Genomic DNA, 18,525 nt, shown 5'->3' with positions numbered 1-18,525 from the left:
GCCGCGACGTCGGGTCGCGGCTCAGCCGCGGATCAGGCGGGGCAGCAGCATCTGGTGGCGCGGGCAGAGCGAGCCCGGATTCTGGTGGGCGGCACCGGCGAAGGCCGTCAGATAGCTGCGCAGGCTGCCGAGATCGACGATCTCGTCGACCAGCCCGTGCTTGGCACACCAGGCCGGGCGCGAGGTGTCGTGGTACTTCTTGGCCATCTCGTTCATCTTGTCGGCGATCGGCTGCAGCGGCTTGCCGGCGTCCTTGTCCTTGACGGCGCGGCGCGCGTAGCTCGCCACCGCCGCGGTTTCCCCGTGCATCACGTAGATCTCGGTCGCCGCGGTGCCGAGCGTGAAGGCGTTGTGCCGGTTCGCGGTCGGGCCGCCCATGATGTAGTGCGCGGCGGCCGAGCCCTTGCGCAGCACGACGAGCATCATCGGCAGGTCGGTCGACTGGATCGAGTAGATCAGCGACTGACCGAGCCCCAAGAGCTCGGCGCGCTCGGCGACGTCGCCGACATCGATGCCGGTGGTGTCCTGGAACCAGATGACGGGCACGCGATCGCGTCCGCAATGGGTGACGAACTCGCTCATCTTGATCAGGCCCTGGCGGTAGAGCTTGCCGCCGATGCCGGGGTAGTCGGCGTATTCGGGATAGCCGCGTGGCAGCAGGCCCTGACGGTTGCCGATCACGCCGATCGGAAAACCGTCGATCTTGACCAGCCCGGTGAACACCTCGGGGCCGTAGCCGGGGCGGAACTCCATCGCCTCGCTGCCGTCGACGAGACGCGACAGCACGTCGTCGAACGAATAGGTCTCGCCCTGGTCGAAGGGCAGCAGGTGATAGAGGTCGGACGCCTGATAGACCGGCTCGGCCGGCGCCGCGACGCGGAAGAACATCGGGTCGTAGGCGGGCAGCGCCCGCATGTACTCCTTGATGCCGTCGAGCACGCCGGTCTCCTCGTCGTAGACGCGGGTGAAGAAGCCGGTGTGCTCGAAATGGGTGGCGATGTTGCCGGGCGGATTGGTGCGCATGTCGCGCGTCTTGGCGATCAGCTCCTCCAGCACGGCGACGTCGAAGCCGCCCTTGGGCGCCATGCCGGAGACGATGCCGACGCCGCCGACCGCGATGTTGGCGTCCTTGTGGGCGATCAGGATGGTCGGGCTGATGGCCTGGTAGCCGCCGCCGGCCGGATTGGTGCCGTAGACGCCGGCGAGAATCGGGATGCCGAGCTGCTCCAGCTCGGCGTGGCGGTAGAACGGCGTGCCGCTGCCGCGCCGCCCGCCGTAGAAGTGCTCCTGCTCGGGCATCTTCACGCCGCTGCAGTTGACCAGCCAGACGAGCGGAACGCGCAGCCGCTTGGCGATGTCCGTGACCTTGAGGATGTTCTCCGACTGGCCGGGAATCCAGGCGCCGGCCAAGACCTTGTTGTCGAAGCCGATCACCACGGCCCAGCGGCCGGCGATTTTTGCCAGCCCGTCGACGACGTTGGTGGTGCCTTCGACGTTCTCCTCCGGATCATAGAGGCTGTGCAGCGGATGCCAGGTGCCGGGATCGACCAGATAGCCGAGGCGCTGCCACACCGTCAGGGCACCGCGCTTGTTGATCTCCGCGGTCGGGATGCCGACCTCGCGGCGCGCCTCGCGCAGCTTGCCGATCTCGGCCTCGACGCCCTCGAGGCTGTGCCGGCTCTCCGTCGTGCGGGCGATGCGGTTTTCCTTGAGAACCTTGCCGAACCCGGGCATCCGCTCGAAATAGGGTCGCATGCTGCACTCCTGACCTGATCCAAACCGTCCGGCGCGCCACGGCGGGTCGCCGACCTGACGAGCAATCGACCGCCGCCGAACCACCGTCAAGAGAACGGCGGCGGGGCGGCTTGTTCGACGTTACTCCGCCGCATCTGAGAGGTTGTCGGGCGGCGGCTGGTGGTGCGGCTGGTTGAAGTGCGGCGGCCGCTTTTCCAAAAAGGCGGTCATGCCCTCACGCTGGCCGTCGGTGCCGAACAGCGCGTGAAACGCGCGGCGCTCAAACCGCAGCCCTTCCGCGAGCGGCAGCTCGTGGGCGCGCTGCACCAGCTCCTTCGCCGTCATCACGGCCGGCAGCGACATCGACGCGATGGTCTCGGCCGCCTTCATGGCGACGTCCATCAGCTCGGCGAGCGGCACGACCCGCGAGACCAGCCCGCAACGCTCCGCCTCGACGGCGTCCATCATCCGGCCGGTCAGCACCAGGTCCATCGCCTTCGCCTTGCCGACCGCCCGGGTCAGCCGCTGCGTGCCGCCGAGCCCGGGCACGATGCCGAGCGTGATCTCCGGCTGGCCGAACTTGGCATTGTCGGCCGCGATGATCAGGTCGCACTGCATCGCCAGCTCGCAACCACCGCCGAGCGCAAAACCCGCCACCGCCGCCACCGTCGGCTTGCGCGAGCGCGCCGGGCTGTCCCAGTTCGCCATGTAGTTCTTGGTGAAGGTGTCGATGAACGACTTCGGCTGCATCTCCTTGATGTCGGCCCCGGCCGCGAAGGCGCGGTCCGTGCCGGTGATCACCACGCAGCCGATCTCGTCGTTCTGGTCGAAGTTCGCGAACGCCACCCGCAGCTCTTCCGCCAACGTCGAGTTCAGCGCGTTCAGCGCCTTCGGCCGGTTCAGCCGGATGACGCCCACGCGCCCCACGGTCTCGATGAGCAGGGTCTCGTAGGCCATTTCCGATATCCTCGTTGGATCGGGTGGCCGGCCGCCCGGCCACCCGAGATGACAGTCGTGACTACAGTTTCGCGGTCGAGGCCACGTAGTCGGACGTGATCTTTCCGACCGTCCCGACACCGGCGAGCTGCATGGTCATCGCGAGCTCGGCGCGAAGCCGATCGAAAACCGCCTGGACGCCCTGGGCGCCGCCCAGCGCGAGCCCGTAGAGCAGCGGACGACCGATGCCGACCACCGACGCGCCCAGCGCGATCGCCCGGAACACGTCCTGGCCGCGCCGGATGCCGCTGTCGACGATGATCGGGGCCTTGCCGCCGACCGCGTCGGCGATCCGCGGCAGCACCGAGATGGTCGCCGGCGAATGGTCGAGCTGACGGCCGCCGTGGTTGGACACCCAGACGCCGGCGCAGCCGTGCTTCACGCAGTCGGCCGCGAGGCCCGGCGTGAGGACCCCCTTCACGATGACGGGCAGCCCGGATTCCTTCTGACAGAAGGCGACGTCGTCGAAGGTGAGATCCTTCTTCTGCAGGTCGGGATTCTGGCCGACCAGCGCGGGCGACTTGGGCATGTTGCCGAAGCCGAGATGGGGCGGCGGCTTGAGGCCGAGCCTGGCGGCGCGCTCGCGGTTGCCGAACGAGGTCGCGTCGACGGTCAGCACGATCGCCGTGTAGCCGGCCGCCTTGGCGCGCTGGAGCTGCTCGCGCGCATAGCCCGGGTCTTCGGGAAAATAGATCTGGAACCACTTGGCACCGGCGCCGGCCGCCGCCGCGATGTCTTCCATCGACAAGTTGGAGACCGACGGAGTCACATACAGGGCCCCGGCCGCGGCCGTGCCCTTGACGGTTCCGGCCTCCTTCCCGGCATGGGCGAAGCCGTGCATGCCCATCGGCGAGGCGACGACCGGCATCGACAGCTTCGAGCCCAGGATGGTGGTCGTCAGATCCGGCGCCTTCACGCCCGACAGGAATCTCGGCTCGATCACCAGCCGATCGAACGCCGCCTCGTTCTCGCGCAGCGTCCATTCGTCGCCGCTGCCGCCGGCGATGAAGTGAAACCCGAACGGCGGAAGGACCTTCTCGGCCTGGGCCGCGATGTCGCGCAGATTGATGACGTTGATCTTCTGTTCGGAGGACGGCGCCACATAGGGGACCGCGGCCGCATCGGCCTGGGCGGACGGTCGGGCCGAGGTGTCGACCTGGGCGACCGACGTGGTCGCGTGCGCCGCGACCGCGGTCGCCGCCAGGGTCCCGGTAAGCAGCAGGTCTCGTCTGTGAATAGTCAAGGAGTGTTCCTCGTCAGCATGTCCGAGACAATCCGAAAGGCCCGAATCCGCGGGTGCCGACCCGGCCCTCCGCCACGATGTCGGACGGCACCGTGACCGTCGATCCTGCGAAAGAGCGGCCGAGGTCGCCCCATGCTCTCGTTCGGGGGTGACGCGCCGTCACGGCGGTGATCCGCGATAGGATCGCCGCGACGGCTCGATGCGCCCACCCGCGGGCGGGCGCAGTCCGGCGGGCCGGCGGGTGCCGGGCGAGGCCCGCATCAGCACGAGATAGAGCGAGGTCGTGCCGTCGGTCGCGGGACGGGGCGCGACGCGCTCCGCGCGCGGCCACATCACGCCGGGGGTGAGACGTTTCATGAGGCCTGGATCACTCCGGCGGCAGCGGGCGGACGCGCCCGTCGATGCCGAGATAGCCCTGTGCGTCGTAGAAGCTCTTCGCTCCGGCCTTCTCCAGCACCGCGAGCATATGAGGGACCGGGCGGCCCTCCTGGCGCAGCCGCGCGATCAGCCGGGCCGGGCCGATGCTGTCGATCAGCTCGAACGGACCCTTGCCCCAGGCGAAGCCCCAGCGCATGGCGCGATCGACATTGACGATGTCGTCGGAGATGTCGGGCACCAGATCGGCGGCGTAGACCAGCGTCCCGCCGAGCACGTCGCGCAGCAGCGCGCCGTCGGGCGTGTCGGCGAAGAACAGCGTGGCGAGATCGGCCGAGTCGGGCCCGAGCGCGACCTTGCGGGCGGCATTCCAGGTCTCGGCCTCGGGATCGAAAATCTCCTTCAGCTTGCTGCCGTCGGCCGCCTTCTGCATGCGATAGAAGCCGCCGCCGCTCTTGCGGCCGTGCTGGCCGCGCTCCGCCATGCGACGCTCCGCCGCCGGCAGCGAGGCGACGGCGCGCCCCGGGTCGCCCTCGGGCAGCGTCGCGGCGAGGTTCCTGGCGATCGAGTCGATGACGTCGAGGCCGATCAGGTCGACGAGGCCGTAGAGCGCCGTGCCGGGAAATCCGACCGGCGCACCGAGCAGCGCGTCGATGCGGGCGATGTCGACGCCCGCGGCGCGATGGCCGGCGCCGGCATGCAGGCCCGACAGGATGAAGTAGAGGCCGATGCGGTTGCCGATGAAGTTCGGCGTGTCCTTGGCCGTCACCAGGCCCTTGCCGAGCTTGCCGCGCAGGAAGGCCGAAAGCGTCTCGCACGCGTCGGGGCGGGTGTCCGGCCCGGTGACGATCTCCAGGAGACGCATCACCCGCACCGGATTGAAGAAGTGAGTTACCAGCATGTCGCGCTTGAGCCGCGCCGGTGCGTCCTCGACGATCGCCCGCAGCGGAATGCCCGACGTGTTGGTGGAGACGATCGAGCCGTCGCGTCGCACCGGCTCGATGGCGCTCAGCACGGCGCGCTTCGCCTCGAGCGTCTCGATCACGGCCTCGCAGATCCAATCGCAGGCGGACAGCCGCGGCAGGTCGCGCTCCATGGTGCCGACCGCGATCTTGTCGCGGAACAGCGACCGCTCGGCGTCGTTCGCCGCCAGCGCATCGACCCGCACCTTCGCCTTGTCGGCGAGCGCGTCGCTCGCCTCCAGCAGCAGCACGTCGCGGCCGGCCGCCGCGCAGGCCGCGGCGATGCCGCTCCCCATGGTGCCGCCGCCGATCACGGCCACCGATCGAATATCGGCCGGTCGAATGTCTTGGCTCATCGTTGTCGTCCGGGTTCGCCGGCCGCATCGCGTTGCGGCCGGGAGTCTCTGGGATAAAGGAGCCGGGGCGCGAATCCCCGGCTCCGCGGCGCGTGGTGCGCCCGTTCGCCGTTTCAGTCCAGGACCTTCTTGGAGTTCTCCGGGGCGAGCAGCATGCCGACGAAGGCGAGCACGGCGATGACCTCGAAATAGACGATCACCGGGACGGTGCTGCCGCCCCACATGCCCATCAGCCAGGTGGCGATCAGCGGCGCCATGCCGCCGCCGAAGATGATGCCGAACTGCTTGCCCAGCGACGAGCCGGAGACGCGGACCTCGGTCGGGAACAGCTCGGCCGTGAAGGCCGCCTCGGGAGCAAACATCAGGCCGTGGATCAGGCCGATCGAGACCACCAGGCCGCCGATCAGCAGGAGCGGATCCTTGAGCGCCAGGATCTGGAAGAAGATCGGGAACCAGATCATCGCCAGCACGATGCCGAGGATCATGAACGGCTTGCGGCCGAAGCGGTCGCTGTAGTGGGCGATGATCGGCACCATGATCATCTCGGCGATGTTGGCGAACATCGGACCCGAGGTGACGCTGCCCTGCGACATGCCGAGCGTCCGCACCGCGTAGCCGATGACGAACACGGTCGACAGATACTGGAACGAGGAGTGGACCATGTTGGCGAGACAGCCGAGCACGATCGACTTCTTCCACGACTTCAACGCCGTGAGGATCGGGGCCTTCTCGGTACCCGACGACTCCTGCTTCTTCTTGAGCAGCAGCGACTCGTCCACCGAGTGGCGGATATAGGTGCCGAGCACGACCAGGATGAAGCTGAACAGGAACGGGATGCGCCACACCCAGTTGATGAACTCGTCGCGGCCGTAGGAGCTGCTGAGCAGGGCGATCAGGCCGGAGGCGACGATGATGCCGATCGGGCCGGAGGCGTTGACCCAGGAGGCGAAGAAGCCGCGCTTGGCCTGCGGCGCGTTCTCCAGCGTCAACGACACGGCATTCATGTACTCGCCGCCGAAGGCGAAGCCCTGCATGAAACGCAGGAACACCAGGCCGAGCGGGGCGAGCAGGCCGACCGAGTCGTAGCTCGGCAGGCAGCCGATCAGGAAGCTGGCGACGCCCATGATCAGGAACGTCATCATCAGCATCGCCTTGCGGCCGATCTTGTCACCGAAGTGGCCGAACACCATGCCGCCCAGCGGCCGCGCCACGAAGCCGACCGCGAAGGTGGCGTAGACGGCCATCATGCTGGCGACCGAGTCCATCTTCGGGAAGAAGAAGTGGTCGAACACCAGCGGGGCCGTGAAGGCGTAGATGAAGAAGTCGTAGTGCTCGATCGCCGAGCCCAGCGACGAGGCCACCACCAGCTTCCGGAAGGCCGGCGTCGTCTTGCTGCTGGCGGCCGGTCCGGGCATAGCTCCGCCGCCCGCGGTCGCGGTTGTTTCAGACATGTCATCCTCTCCGAATAGGGGGTCCGGTTATCGATCGTCCAGCGGGTGAACCCTCCTGAACCTGCACCCGTCGTTCCGTTCGTCCGTGTCGCATGTCCTCGCGGCGAACCGGTTTCCGCTTCGTCGGGACATGCTCCGCCTCATCGCCGCGGGCTCCTCTTGCGATCGAGAAAGGCCCGCATGCGCTCTGTCTTGTCGCGCGTGTCGAACATGAGCTGGAACGCCGAGCGCTCGCTGCGCAGTCCGGCGGCGAGCGGCACGTTCATGCTTTCGATCACCAGCTCCTTGGTCTTTCGCACCGCCAGCGGCGCGGCGCCGGCGATCAGGCCGGCGAGCCGCAGCGCCTCCGGCATCACGGCGGCGTCGTCGACCAGCCGGCTGACCAGCCCGGCCGAGCGCGCCTCCTCGGCGTCGATGATCTCGCCCGTCAGCATCAGCCGCATGGCGACGAACTTGCCGACCGCACGGGTCAGGCGCTGGGTCGCGCCGCCGCCCGGCGTGATGCCGATCAGCACCTCGGGCTGGCCGAACCTGGCCGATCGTCCGGCGACGATGATGTCGGCATGCATGGCGAGCTCGCAGCCGCCGCCGAGCGCGAAGCCGTTGACGGCCGCGATCACGGGCTTCGGGCAGTCGGCGATGGCATCCCACAGCCGGCCCATGTCGCGTTCGAGAATATCGACCGGCGAGGCGTCGACATATTCGGAGAGATCGGCGCCGGCGCAGAACGCCTTGTCGTCGCCCGTGATGACGATGCAGCGTACGGCCGGATCGGTGCCGAGATCCTGGAACGTCGCTGCGAGCGCGCGGCGCAGCGCGAGATTGAGAGCGTTGCGCACCTCCGGCCGGTTGATGCGGACGACTGCGATCCCGTCGGTGGGCTTTTCGACCAGGAGCAGGGGGTTTTCGGTGTCGGTGGTCATGCGGCAGGTCCCCCCGGCGTCATCGCCGGGCTCGACCCGGCGATCCATTTCTCTGCGAAACAAGCGTTGTTGCGACATGGGATGGATGCGCGGGTCGAGCCCGCGCATGACAGCTCATGTGTGTCGCGCCCGATATGCGCATGCCCGAGCGATTGCGTGGGGACGAGCGCAGAGAAGAGTCGCATCGGTTTCATCGAAGCCTCTAGCGTCCCTTGAACACCGGGCGTCGCTTTTCCAAAAGCGCCGTCACGGCTTCGGCATGGTCCTCGGTGGTGTGGGTGAGCGCCTGGTAGGCGGCCGCCATCTCCAGCACGGTGTCGAGCCGGGCGGTCTGGGATTCGCGCAGCAGCCGCTTGCTCCAGCGCAGCGCGTGCGGCGGATTGGCAGCGATGCGGCCGGCGAGCTCGAAGGCGACCGTCATGAGCTGGTCGTGCGGCACGACCCGGGAGACGAGGCCGATCTCGCGCGCCTCGTCGGCGTCGATCGGATCACCCGTGAACGCCATCTCGGCGGCGCGCGCATAGCCGATGGCGCGCGGCAGCAGCCAGGAGCCGCCGTCGCCCGGGACGATGCCGACCTTGACGAAGCTCTCGGCGAACACGGCGCGGTCGGAGGCGATGCGGATGTCGCACATGCAGGCGAGGTCGCAGCCGGCCCCGATGGCCGGGCCGTTGACGGCCGCGATGGCCGGCACGTCGAGCTTCCAGAACGCCATCGGAATGCGCTGGATGCCGGTGCGGTACTGCTCGGCGATCTGCTCGGGGGTGCCGCCGAACATGCCCTTGCGGCCGTGCATGTCGCGCACGTTGCCGCCCGACGAGAACGCCTTGCCGTCGCCCGTGACGATCACGGCGCGAATGTCCATGTCGGCGTTGGCGACCCGGACCGCCTCCTCGATCGCCCGGTAGAACTTCTCGCCCGACAGGGCGTTGCGGGTGCCGGGGTCGACGATCTTCAGGAGCATCACATGGTTGCTCCGGGAGACCTCGAGGCTCGCAGTGCTTGCAGTCATGATCGCGCCTTTCTGTGGATGCGGGTCCATAGGATCATACCGGGTCCGCATCCGCGCGTCGCAAGTCGGCCGGGGGCGGCGGGCCGCCGTGGGAGGAATTCGGCGGCCCGCCTCCGGCGCGTCAGCCCCGCTCAGGCACCGACCATCGCCAGCCCGCCGTTCGCGAGCAGGAACTGGCCGGTCATGTGCTTGGAGTCGTCGCTCGCCAGGAACATGACCGGTCCGACCATGTCCTCGGGGGTGGCGATGCGAGCCAGCGGGGTCTGCCGCAGCACTTCCTCGCGGCGGCCGTGCTGCCAGTCATAGCGGTTCTTGAGCGCCTCGGTCTCCATGAAGGCGGCGCCGAGCGTGTTGACCCGCACCAGGGGCGCGAGCGCGCGGGCATAGGACTTGGTGAGGCCGATGACACCGTATTTCGCCGCCGCATATTGGGGGGCGCGCGGCGAGCCGGCGATCACCACCTGCGAGCCGATATTGACGATCGCGCCGCCGCGCCCTGAGTCGAGCATGCGCGAGCCGATCTCGTGGATCATGAACATCGTGCCCTTGATGTCGACCGCGAGCGTGTGGTCGATCACCTTCTCGTCGAACTCGCGCCAGGACTTCTGGTCCAGCGCCATGTCGCCGACATTGTTGACCAGCACGTCGCAGCCGCCGAACTCGCCGAAGCAGGTCTCGGCGATCTTCAGCACGTCGGCGTGCGAGGCGATGTCGCCCTTCACCGTGATGGCCTTGCGGCCGAGCTTGCGGATCTGGTTCGCGACCTCCTCGGCGCCCTTGGCGGAGGAGTTGTAGTGGACGACGACGTCGGCGCCCTCGTCCGCGAAAGCGAGCGCCAGCACGGCGCCGAAGCCGCGACCCGAACCGGTCACGAGCACCTTCTTGTCCTGGAAACGACCCATCTCAGTCTTCCTTCTTGAGGCGTGAGCGCGTTCTTCGCCGAGTTTGACCCACATTCCGCTCATGCCCGCGAAAGCGGGCATCCAGGGGCGCCCCATCGGGTGGCGCCTGGGTCCCCGCCTTCGCGGGGACGAGCGGAAACGGAGTCGTCTCAGCCGAGGCGCTTCACGAGTTCGACGAATTCCTCGTTGGTCACGAGGCCGCGCTTCTGCAACGCCAGCTTCTTGACCTCGGCGAGCAGCACCGGGATCTTGTTGTCCCCGGCCTTCAGCCCGAGCTCCTCGCATTTCAGCGTGATCGAGGCGGCGCCGCTCTTCTTGCCGAGCACGATGCCGCGCGGCGTGTCGAGCAGCGAGGCGGCGTAGGGCTCGATCGCCTGCGGGATGTGGAACTGCGCCGCGACGGCGCCGGTCTCGCGCACGAACAGGTTCTCGCCGACCACCGGCTTCCACGGCTCGAGCCCGTAGTGGGCGATCTGCCGCAGCCGCTCGGAGGCTTTTCGCACGAGATCGAGGCGGAGCCCGGTATCGATCCCGTAGAGCAGCTCGAGGGCGAGCGCGATTTCCGGGATGTTGGCGTTGCCGCCGCGCTCGCCGATCCCGTCGACCGTGCCGTGAATCCACGACGCGCCGGCATAGATCGCCGCCACCGCGCTCGCCGTGGCGAGCCCGAAGTCGTTGTGGCCGTGATAGTGGATCGGCACGTTCGGTCCGACCCACTCGTGCGCCTTGCCGATCAGGAACGACACCGCCTCGGGGGTGGCGATGCCGAGCGTGTCGACGACCGCGATCTCCTTGGCGCCGACGTCGAGCGCCGTCTTGTAGACATGCTCGAAGAAGCCGAGGTCGGCACGGGTCGAGTCGACCCCGAAGAAGCAGACGTGGATGCCGTTCTCGGTTCCGAACGAGACGGCCTTCTTGATGCGCTCCAGCACGGCCTCGCGGGTGACGCCGAGCGCCGCCAGCTTGGGATCGGAGATCGGCGCCTCGATGACGCAGTACTTCAGGCCGAGCTCGACCACGGCCGCGACGTCGTCGACCAGGGCGCGGGAGAAGCCCCACACCTCGGCCTTCAGGCCGGCCTTGGCGATCGCTCCGATCGCCTCCTTGTCCTCGTCGGAGACGCGCGGGAAGCCGGCCTCGATGCGGCCGACGCCGAGCCCGTCGACGAGCTTGGCGATCTCGAGCTTCTGTTCGGGATCGAAGGCGGCGCCGACCGCCTGCTCGCCGTCACGCAACGTGGTGTCGTAGAAACGAGCCGTGCGCTTCGGACGGCCGGCGAGGGCGACGTCGTTGATGGTGCCGGACCAGACTTTGGAACGATCGATCATGTCGACCTCTCAGAACGGCTGGAATTCGGGGGCGTCGACGCCGTAGGCGTCCTTCCAGGAGATCACCTTGTTGCGCAGCACGCCGATCTTCTCGATCTCGGCCTCCATCACGTCGCCCGGCTTGAGATACCAGGCCTCCGGATCCTTGCTGAAGGCGGCCACGCCCGACACCGTGCCGGTGGTGAGGATGTCGCCGGCGTTGTAGCCGAGCGGCGAGAACTTCGAGAGAAGCTGCGGGATCGTCACCGACATGTGACTCGAATTGGAGATCTGGCGCTTCTCGCCGTTCACCCGCAGCTCGAGATGGAGATTGTACGGGTCCGGAATCTCGTCCGGCGTGACGATCCACGGACCGAACGGGCAGAAGGTGTCGATCGACTTGGAGAAGCAGAAGTTCGCCGATTCCATCTCGCGGCGCTGGATGTCGCGCGCCGTGATGTCGTTGAAGATCACGTAGCCGCCGATGTAGTCCGGGGCTTCCTTCTCGGTGAAGAACTTGCCCGGCTTGGCGAGGACGACGCACAGCTCGAGCTCGTAGTCGAGGCACTTGGTGAGGTGCTGCGGATAGACGACCGGGTCGTCCGGCCCGATGACGGCGTCGACGTTCTGGAAGAACACGATCCACGGCTTGATCGCCGCGACCCAGTTGGAACGGTCGCCCTCGTGGGCGTGCTCGGCATAGTTGCCGGCCGTGTGGAAGATCTTCTTCGGCTGGATCGGGGCGCACAGCTTCACGTCGGCGAGCTTGAACCGGCGGTTGGTCATGCGCTTCTCGGCCTGCGCCTTCACGGGGGTGCCGAGGGCGAACAGCGTGCGCATGTCCGGCACGTCGATCGCGACGATCTCGTTGCCGTCGACGGCGCCGACGAGCTCTTCGGACCCGACCTTGAATGTGGCTAGCTTCATGCTCTCTTCTCCTCGAATGCAGGCGTTTCCGGTGACTTTCCCCGACCTCCGGCGACCGCGGGAGCGGTCGTCACGGTCGCTGCGGGGCGACCGTCGTCGGTGGTTCGCCGACTGCTCGAAATGGCTTGTCGATGTCGACCTTTCGGGGGTTGAAGGTCGTCGTCGGGGCGGACATTAAGAGCGTTGTGCGACGAAGGTCCAATACGGATTTTTGGCAAGGCTATCGGCCCGGATTATAGTGGCGCGCAACGGACGCGACCGCCGACCAGGATGACCCCCCGATGAAGATCGAACCACGCCGGCTCCTGGAGTTGCTGGCGGTGGCGCGGCACGGCTCCATCAGCGGGGCGGCCGAGGCCGTCAACATGTCGCAGCCGGCGCTCTCCCAGAGCATCGCCCTCCTGGAGCGGGAGGTCGGCGTGAAGGTGCTGGAGCGCGGCCGCCAGGGCGCCCGGCTCAACGATTTCGGCAATGCACTCGTCTTCTACGCCCAGGCGCTGGAATCGCTGCTCGGCCGCGCCGGCGAGGAAATCCGCATGCGGTCGCTGGGGCTCGAAGGCACGCTCGCCATCGGGATCACCCCGGTCACGGCCGTCGACCTGGTGCCGCGCTGCATCGAGATCCTGACCCGCGAGACGCCCGCCATCGCCATCTCGGTGGTGGACGGGCTCGACCAGGAGATCACCGAGATGCTGCGCACCCGCCAGCTCGACCTCCTGGTGCGGCGTCTCGGCATAGCAGCCCGGCATTCCGACATCGAGGAAGAGCCGCTGTTCGACGTCGACTGGTCGCTGATCACGGCGCCCGACCACCCGCTCGCGGGGCGCGCCTCGGTGCGGTTGAGCGACCTCGCGGACGTGCAATGGGTGCTGCCGGCGGGCGGCAGCGCATTCCGCCAGCAGATGGAGCTGGTATTCGCGTCCGCCGGCCTCGACTGGCCGGCCCGCGGCATCAGCACCAACTCGATCCTGGCGATCAAGTCGATCGTGATGAAGTCCGGCTACGTCTCGGTGATCTCGCCGCGGCTGGTCGAGGTCGAGGCGGCGGCCGGCCGGCTGAAGGTGATCCGGCTGGACGATGTCGGGCCGCTGCGCCCGGTCGGCCTGGTGTGGCGGCGCGGCGAGAAGCTGTCGCCGATCGCGGCGCGCTTCGCCAAGATCATCCGCACTCTGGCCCAGGAAGATGCCGAGCTGCCGGGCACGACGGCGCCGTGATCCGGCGCGGGATCGCGCCGGCAAGCGCCAGCGCCACGAGGGCGAGCAGCCCGGCCGCGTAGACGTCGGTCGCCGGGACGAGGCCGATCGAGCGCGCCAAGACGCCGGCCAAGATCGCCGGCACGCTCATGGCGAGGTAGCTCTGCACGAAATAGGCGGACATCAGCCCGGCGCGCTCGGCCGGCGCCGCCAGCGGCAGCAGCACCCGCAGCACGCCGAGGAACGCCCCGCCCCAGCCGAACCCCGCCACCATCGTACCGATGAACAGCAGGGCGAGGTGGTGCGCGTGGACGCCGAGCAGGATCGTCGCCACGCCCGCGGCCAGCACGGCCGCGCCGGCCGTCAGGACCGCATGCGCCGGCCGGCCGCGCAGGACCAGGATGGCCAGCGCGCCGCTCGCCGTCAGGGTGGCGACCAGACTGCCGCCGGCGAGCGCCGAGGTGACGTCGGTCGCGGCCCGCAGCAGCGACGGGGCGAGCGACAGGTAGAAGCCGCCGAGCCCCCACACCGCGACATTGACGGGCGTGATCCGGGCGAGCGTCTCGCGCGCTCTCGGCGGGACGGCGATCTTCGGGCGCAGCGAGGCCAGCGCGCCGGGACGGGACGACGGAGATTCGGACGCAAGTGTCTCCGGCACCAGCCAGACGAGGCCGGCCTGGACCACGAAGGCCGCCAGCAGCACCCCGTAGACGAGCCGCATGGGCCACGGCGCGTAGTCGACCAGGACGCTGGCGCCGAGCGCGCCCAGCGCCATGCCGACCGGGTTGATCAGGCTGTTGATCAGCGGCCCGCGGTCCCGGTCGGCATCGAGCAGGGCGGCGGCCAGTGCCCCGGTCGCGGCGCCGGTGGCAAAACCCTGCACGGCGCGGGCGACCATCAGGGCGGCGGTCGAGTCGGCCGCGATGAACAGCGCGATGGCGGCGGCCTGCAGCAGCAGGGCCGCGAAGATCACCGGGCGGCGCCCGAGATGGTCGGACAGCCCCCCGACGGTGAGCAGGGCCGCTAGGAGGCCGAGCGCATAGATGCCGAACACCACGGTCAGCACGGCCGGCGAGAACGACCACTCGGCCTGGTAGAGCCGGTAGAGCGGCGTCGGTGCGCTCGACGCAGCCATGAAGGTGGCGAGCGTGGCGGCGAAGAACAGGGCGGCGCCCGGCCGGGGCGTTTCCGCATCGCGACGGAGATCATCGGGCCGCACGGGGCCGGCATCGGGGCGTGGCAGGGTGGACATGAGGGCTCCTGCGGCTTAAAGCAAAGTCTTTGCGTTCGCCGGATGTAGGACACTCCGCCTACAAAAGCAAATATTTTGCGTTAGCGACCCCAAACGCACTGACGCCAGCACGGAGCCGGGCGCGCCAGACACCGCGAAGACATGCGCCCGGATCTGCTGGGAGTAAAAAATATGGCGATCAAAGAAAGCCTTAGACCGGGCGGACGCAGCGCCCGGGTGCAGACCTCGGTGCACCAGGCCGTCAAGGATCTGCTGGGCGAGGTGGAGCGGTCCGAGCTGACCATTCCGGCCGTGGCGGCGCGGGCGGGCGTCACGCCGTCGACCATCTATCGCCGCTGGGGCACGCTCCAGGACCTGCTCGCCGACGTCGCGGTCGAGCGGCTGCGGCCGGACGGCGAGCCCGCCGACACCGGCTCGGCGCGCGGCGACCTCGACGCCTGGCTGGAGCAGTTCGTCGACGAGATGGCCTCGGCGCCGGGTCGGGCGATGACGCGCGACGTGCTGGCCTGCACGGCCGGGGCGGCGCCGCAGTGCTCGGCCTTCACGCGCCGGCAGATCGAGACCATCGCGGCGCGCGCCGCCGCGCGCGGCGAGCCGGCGGTCGATATCGACGCCGTCATGGACCACGTGGTGGCGCCGATCGTGTACCGGATCATGTTCGACGAATCGCCGCCCGGCGACGCCTACCGGCGGGCACTACTCGACCGCGTCAGGCCGGCCGGCCGCTGACCGCGGGGGGCAGTCTCGCCGTCACAGCAGGCAGACCGTGCCGGTGCCCTGGAGGCCGATGGCCCGCGCCGCCCCGCGGCTGATGTCGATGTGCAGGCCGGCCGTGTAGGGGCCGCGGTCGTTGACCACCACCTCGACGGAGCGGCCGGTGCGCGGATTGGTCACTTTGAGCTTGGTGCCGAACGGCAGGGTCCGGTGCGCCGCCGTGAACCCGTCCGGGTTGAAGCGCTGGCCGCTCGCCGTGTGGGAGCCCTGCCAGTAATAGGCCGAGCGGACCAGCCGGCCATTGGGGCCGCAGCGAGAGGTTTCCGCCGGCCCCGGCATCGGCGCCGTGGCGCCGGCCGGGCGAGCACGCGGCAGCGGAATGGACGGCGGAACCAGGGAGGCGGTTCGGGCGACGGGTACGGGCTCTGTCGCCGGCCGCGCGGCGGCGGCGGCCGGCCGGGGCCGCGGCATCGGAACCGCCGCGACGTCGTCGCCGGTCTCGGCTGCGGAGAGCTGCTCGGCCGCGGCCAGCCGTTGCACGGGAGCCTGGGCCGGCCGGATCTCCGACGCTGTGGCGTCGGGCAGCACCAGCCCGCCGGACAAGCCGACCGAGGCGGCCGAAGCCGCCGCACACAGCAAAAGCGCACGTCTGATCGATGCACGCGCCGACAAGGCTGCCATGCCGATGTCCCCCGACGGCCGTGCGCCCGTCCGACGTCAACGTCGTCGGCGCGGCAGCCGTTCCTCGTGCGGCCCGAAGGCCGTTGCCCCCATGGCGTCGGCGCACCGTTGGAACCCGCGCCGTTGACCACGTTTCCCTGTGTGCTACACAGGTGGCCGAATTGAGGCAAAAGCGCTTGTCGATCAGATGATTGGAGCTACGGCGCGGGTCCCGCGGCCGCCGCTCCGGTGTTCGGCGGCCGACCACGAAGCGAGCCCATGACGATCCGTCTCCACCGCGGCGACCTGCCCGACCTGGCGCGCTATCAGGGCGCCGTCGCCATCGACACCGAGACCATGGGCCTCGTCCCCGGACGTGACCGGCTGTGTGTCGTGCAGCTCTCGCCCGGCGACGGCTCTGCCGACGTCGTGCAGATTCCGCGCGAGAACCCGCGCGCGCCCAACCTGGAGGCGCTGCTCGCCGATCCGCGAAAGCTGAAGATCTTCCACTTCGCCCGCTTCGACCTGGCGATCCTGTACAAGACCTTCGGCGTGATGCCGGCGCCGGTCTACTGCACCAAGATCGCCTCGCGGCTCACCCGCACCTACACGGACAAGCACGGCCTCAAGGACCTCACCAAGGAGGTTCTGGGCGTCGACGTGTCGAAGCAGCAGCAGCTCTCCGACTGGGGCGCCAGCGAGCTGACCGACGCCCAGGTGGCCTATGCGGCCTCCGACGTGCTGCATCTGCATGCCCTGAAGACGCGCCTCGACGAGATGCTGGCGCGCGAGGGGCGGACCGATTACGCGGCGGCCTGCTTCGAGTTTCTCCCCACCCGGGCGAAGCTCGATCTCGCCGGCTGGGCGAGCGAGGACATCTTCGCCCATTCGTGAGATCCGCAGCCGCCGCGGGACGGCCATATTCAAAGGCGACCTTGTCGGGCCGTATTCGGCCGGGCGAGAGATGCGCGGTTCCGGATCGAGACGCTGGGGATGAACCACCTGACCGCCGTGGCCGCAACGGACCGAGACTTCGCCCGCGCGCGGTTCCTGCCGGCGGACGACAGCGATCGCCGGTTCCGCCGCGCCGCCCGGCACAGCCGGTTCATCCGGGTCATGCGGGTCACCATCCCGGTCGCCATCGTGGCCGGCTTCGCGGTGCTGGTGGTGGCCGTGTTCTTCAACCCGTTCAAGAAAATGGACACGGCGATCGATCCCGGCAAGCTGGTCGTCAGCGGCACCAAGATCACCATGGAGCTGCCGCGGCTCGCCGGCTTCACCAACGACCAGAAGCCCTACGAGCTGACCGCCCAGGCGGCCGCCCAGGATCTCGCGAATCCCAGCCTGCTCGAGCTCAAGGAGCTCCGCGCCCAGGTGCAGACCGACGACCAGGGCGCCATCACGATCACGGCCGTCAACGGCCTCTACGACTCCAAGAAGGACAATCTGAAGCTGACCGAGAACATCGTGGTGCGGACCGGCAAGGGCTTCGAGGCGCGCCTGGAGGAGGCCGTGCTCGACGTCAAGAAAGGGACGATCGTGTCGGAGGCGCCCGTCACCGTGAAGCTGCCGAACGGAACCGTCGATGCCAACCGGCTCGACATCTCCGAGGGCGGTGCGGTGGTGCGATTCAGCAAAGGCGTGCTCACCCGTCTCTACTTGGAGGCTCCGAAGGATTCCGCCGGGTTGACCGCGTCCACGCCAGCGCCGGCACCGGTGCCGGCGCCGGTCGCGGTGCCGACACCCGCGGTGACCCGGACGCCGACAGCCAGCGCCGCGGCGCGGGCGATTGCCCGATGATGTCCTCGCCACCCCGAACCCCGTATCGCGGGACCCTCGCGGCCGCCGCCATCGCCGGCCTGCTCGCGGTGAGCCCGCTGGTGGTCGCACCGCTGGCGGTCGGCGCGACCATCGGGCCGGCGGCGGCCCAGCCGGCCAACAACACACCGAACGCCTTGCAGGGCTTCTCGCAGAACCGCGACAAGCCGGTGAAGATCGAGTCGGCCTCGCTCGAGGTGCGCGACAAGGAGAAGATGGCGACCTTTGCGGGCGACGTGCATCTGGTGCAGGGCGACGTCACCCTGAAATGCCGCAGCCTCGTCGTGTTCTACGAGCCCGACGCCAAAACCCCCGATCCCAAAGCCGCCGACCCGAAGGCCACCCAGACGGCGAGCGCCAAGCCGGCCGCCGGCGCAGCCGCCGGGCCGGCCGGCTCGCAGCAGATCCGCCGCATCGAGGCGCGCGGCGACGTCGTCGTCACCCAGAAGGATCAGACCGCGATCGGCGACAACGGCATTTTCGACATGAAGACCAACACGGTGACGCTGATCGGCAATGTCGTCATCTCGCAGGGCCCCAACGCCGTGAAGGGCGACCGGCTGGTGGTCGACATGACGACGGGCGTGTCGCGGGTGGAGTGCGGCAAGGGCAACACCCAGTGCCGCGTGTCCGCCACGCTGCAGCCGGGCAGCCAGACCCGCCCCGAGGGCGGCGGCGCGCCGGCGCCGGCGGCCGGCGG

18 protein-coding genes are annotated in these 18,525 nt (G+C 69.0%); 5 read left to right on the top strand and 13 right to left on the bottom strand.

Annotated elements, in window-relative coordinates:
* Positions 1-21: 21 nt before the first annotated feature.
* The 11 genes from HXX10_RS22600 to HXX10_RS22550 all read right to left on the bottom strand — a co-directional run bounded on the left by HXX10_RS22600 (position 22) and on the right by HXX10_RS22550 (position 12,188).
* Complete coding sequence (locus tag HXX10_RS22600) at positions 22-1,755, bottom strand: acyl-CoA carboxylase subunit beta (protein WP_296525487.1); 1,734 nt, start codon at positions 1,753-1,755, stop codon at positions 22-24.
* A gap of 120 nt (positions 1,756-1,875) precedes the next feature.
* Positions 1,876-2,691, bottom strand: coding sequence for an enoyl-CoA hydratase (locus HXX10_RS22595; protein ID WP_296525486.1), 816 nt, complete (start codon positions 2,689-2,691; stop codon positions 1,876-1,878).
* A 61-nt stretch (positions 2,692-2,752) separates the two neighbouring features.
* Entirely contained in the window at positions 2,753-3,973 is a 1,221-nt protein-coding gene (locus HXX10_RS22590; RefSeq protein ID WP_296525484.1) for an alpha-hydroxy acid oxidase, read from the bottom strand.
* A 159-nt stretch (positions 3,974-4,132) separates the two neighbouring features.
* Positions 4,133-4,330 (bottom strand): hypothetical protein, encoded by a 198-nt coding sequence (locus HXX10_RS22585; RefSeq protein ID WP_296525482.1) that lies wholly within the window; start codon positions 4,328-4,330, stop codon positions 4,133-4,135.
* Between the two features lie 10 nt (positions 4,331-4,340).
* Complete coding sequence (locus HXX10_RS22580) at positions 4,341-5,666, bottom strand: 3-hydroxyacyl-CoA dehydrogenase family protein (protein ID WP_296525480.1); 1,326 nt, start codon at positions 5,664-5,666, stop codon at positions 4,341-4,343.
* 113 nt (positions 5,667-5,779) lie between these two features.
* Positions 5,780-7,117: an MFS transporter gene (locus HXX10_RS22575; protein WP_296525478.1), complete on the bottom strand. Its 1,338-nt coding sequence runs from the start codon at positions 7,115-7,117 to the stop codon at positions 5,780-5,782.
* A gap of 140 nt (positions 7,118-7,257) precedes the next feature.
* Positions 7,258-8,040: an enoyl-CoA hydratase-related protein gene (locus HXX10_RS22570; RefSeq protein WP_296525475.1), complete on the bottom strand. Its 783-nt coding sequence runs from the start codon at positions 8,038-8,040 to the stop codon at positions 7,258-7,260.
* A gap of 202 nt (positions 8,041-8,242) precedes the next feature.
* On the bottom strand, positions 8,243-9,052 hold the full coding sequence (locus HXX10_RS22565) for a crotonase/enoyl-CoA hydratase family protein (RefSeq protein WP_296525473.1): 810 nt from the start codon (positions 9,050-9,052) through the stop codon (positions 8,243-8,245).
* A gap of 131 nt (positions 9,053-9,183) precedes the next feature.
* Entirely contained in the window at positions 9,184-9,954 is a 771-nt protein-coding gene (locus HXX10_RS22560; RefSeq protein ID WP_296525471.1) for an SDR family oxidoreductase, read from the bottom strand.
* Positions 9,955-10,103: 149 nt separating this feature from the next.
* Positions 10,104-11,282, bottom strand: coding sequence for a hypothetical protein (locus HXX10_RS22555; RefSeq protein WP_296525470.1), 1,179 nt, complete (start codon positions 11,280-11,282; stop codon positions 10,104-10,106).
* A gap of 9 nt (positions 11,283-11,291) precedes the next feature.
* Entirely contained in the window at positions 11,292-12,188 is an 897-nt protein-coding gene (locus HXX10_RS22550; protein WP_296525469.1) for a fumarylacetoacetate hydrolase family protein, read from the bottom strand.
* Between the two features lie 281 nt (positions 12,189-12,469).
* Between HXX10_RS22550 and HXX10_RS22545 the strand changes: the two genes are divergently transcribed.
* Positions 12,470-13,402, top strand: a complete 933-nt coding sequence (locus HXX10_RS22545; protein ID WP_296525467.1) for a LysR family transcriptional regulator — start codon at positions 12,470-12,472, stop codon at positions 13,400-13,402.
* On the opposite strand, the gene HXX10_RS22540 is transcribed toward HXX10_RS22545, so the two are convergent.
* The gene (locus HXX10_RS22540; RefSeq protein WP_296525465.1) at positions 13,347-14,633 is read right to left on the bottom strand and encodes an MFS transporter; all 1,287 of its coding nucleotides are present in this window, start codon (positions 14,631-14,633) and stop codon (positions 13,347-13,349) included. The genes HXX10_RS22545 and HXX10_RS22540 overlap by 56 nt on opposite strands.
* A 171-nt stretch (positions 14,634-14,804) precedes the next feature.
* On the opposite strand from HXX10_RS22540, the gene HXX10_RS22535 reads away from it, so the two are divergent.
* Positions 14,805-15,362: a TetR/AcrR family transcriptional regulator gene (locus tag HXX10_RS22535; protein ID WP_296525464.1), complete on the top strand. Its 558-nt coding sequence runs from the start codon at positions 14,805-14,807 to the stop codon at positions 15,360-15,362.
* A gap of 21 nt (positions 15,363-15,383) precedes the next feature.
* On the opposite strand, the gene HXX10_RS22530 is transcribed toward HXX10_RS22535, so the two are convergent.
* Positions 15,384-16,028: a septal ring lytic transglycosylase RlpA family protein gene (locus HXX10_RS22530; protein WP_296525462.1), complete on the bottom strand. Its 645-nt coding sequence runs from the start codon at positions 16,026-16,028 to the stop codon at positions 15,384-15,386.
* 258 nt (positions 16,029-16,286) lie between these two features.
* On the opposite strand from HXX10_RS22530, the gene HXX10_RS22525 reads away from it, so the two are divergent.
* The 3 genes from HXX10_RS22525 to HXX10_RS22515 all read left to right on the top strand — a co-directional run.
* On the top strand, positions 16,287-16,901 hold the full coding sequence (locus HXX10_RS22525) for a ribonuclease H-like domain-containing protein (RefSeq protein ID WP_296525460.1): 615 nt from the start codon (positions 16,287-16,289) through the stop codon (positions 16,899-16,901).
* A gap of 99 nt (positions 16,902-17,000) precedes the next feature.
* A complete protein-coding gene (gene lptC / locus HXX10_RS22520) occupies positions 17,001-17,807 on the top strand; it encodes an LPS export ABC transporter periplasmic protein LptC (protein WP_296525459.1) in 807 nt (268 codons plus the stop codon).
* A partial coding sequence (locus HXX10_RS22515) for an LptA/OstA family protein (RefSeq protein ID WP_296525457.1) occupies positions 17,804-18,525 on the top strand: 722 nt, incomplete at its 3' end. The genes lptC and HXX10_RS22515, both read left to right, overlap by 4 nt.

The organism is Rhodoplanes sp., assembly GCF_013377085.1.
Classification (GTDB): Bacteria; Pseudomonadota; Alphaproteobacteria; order Rhizobiales; family Xanthobacteraceae; genus Rhodoplanes.
Note: the sequence above shows the minus strand (reverse complement) of the source record. Positions and strands in the feature narration are given on the sequence as shown.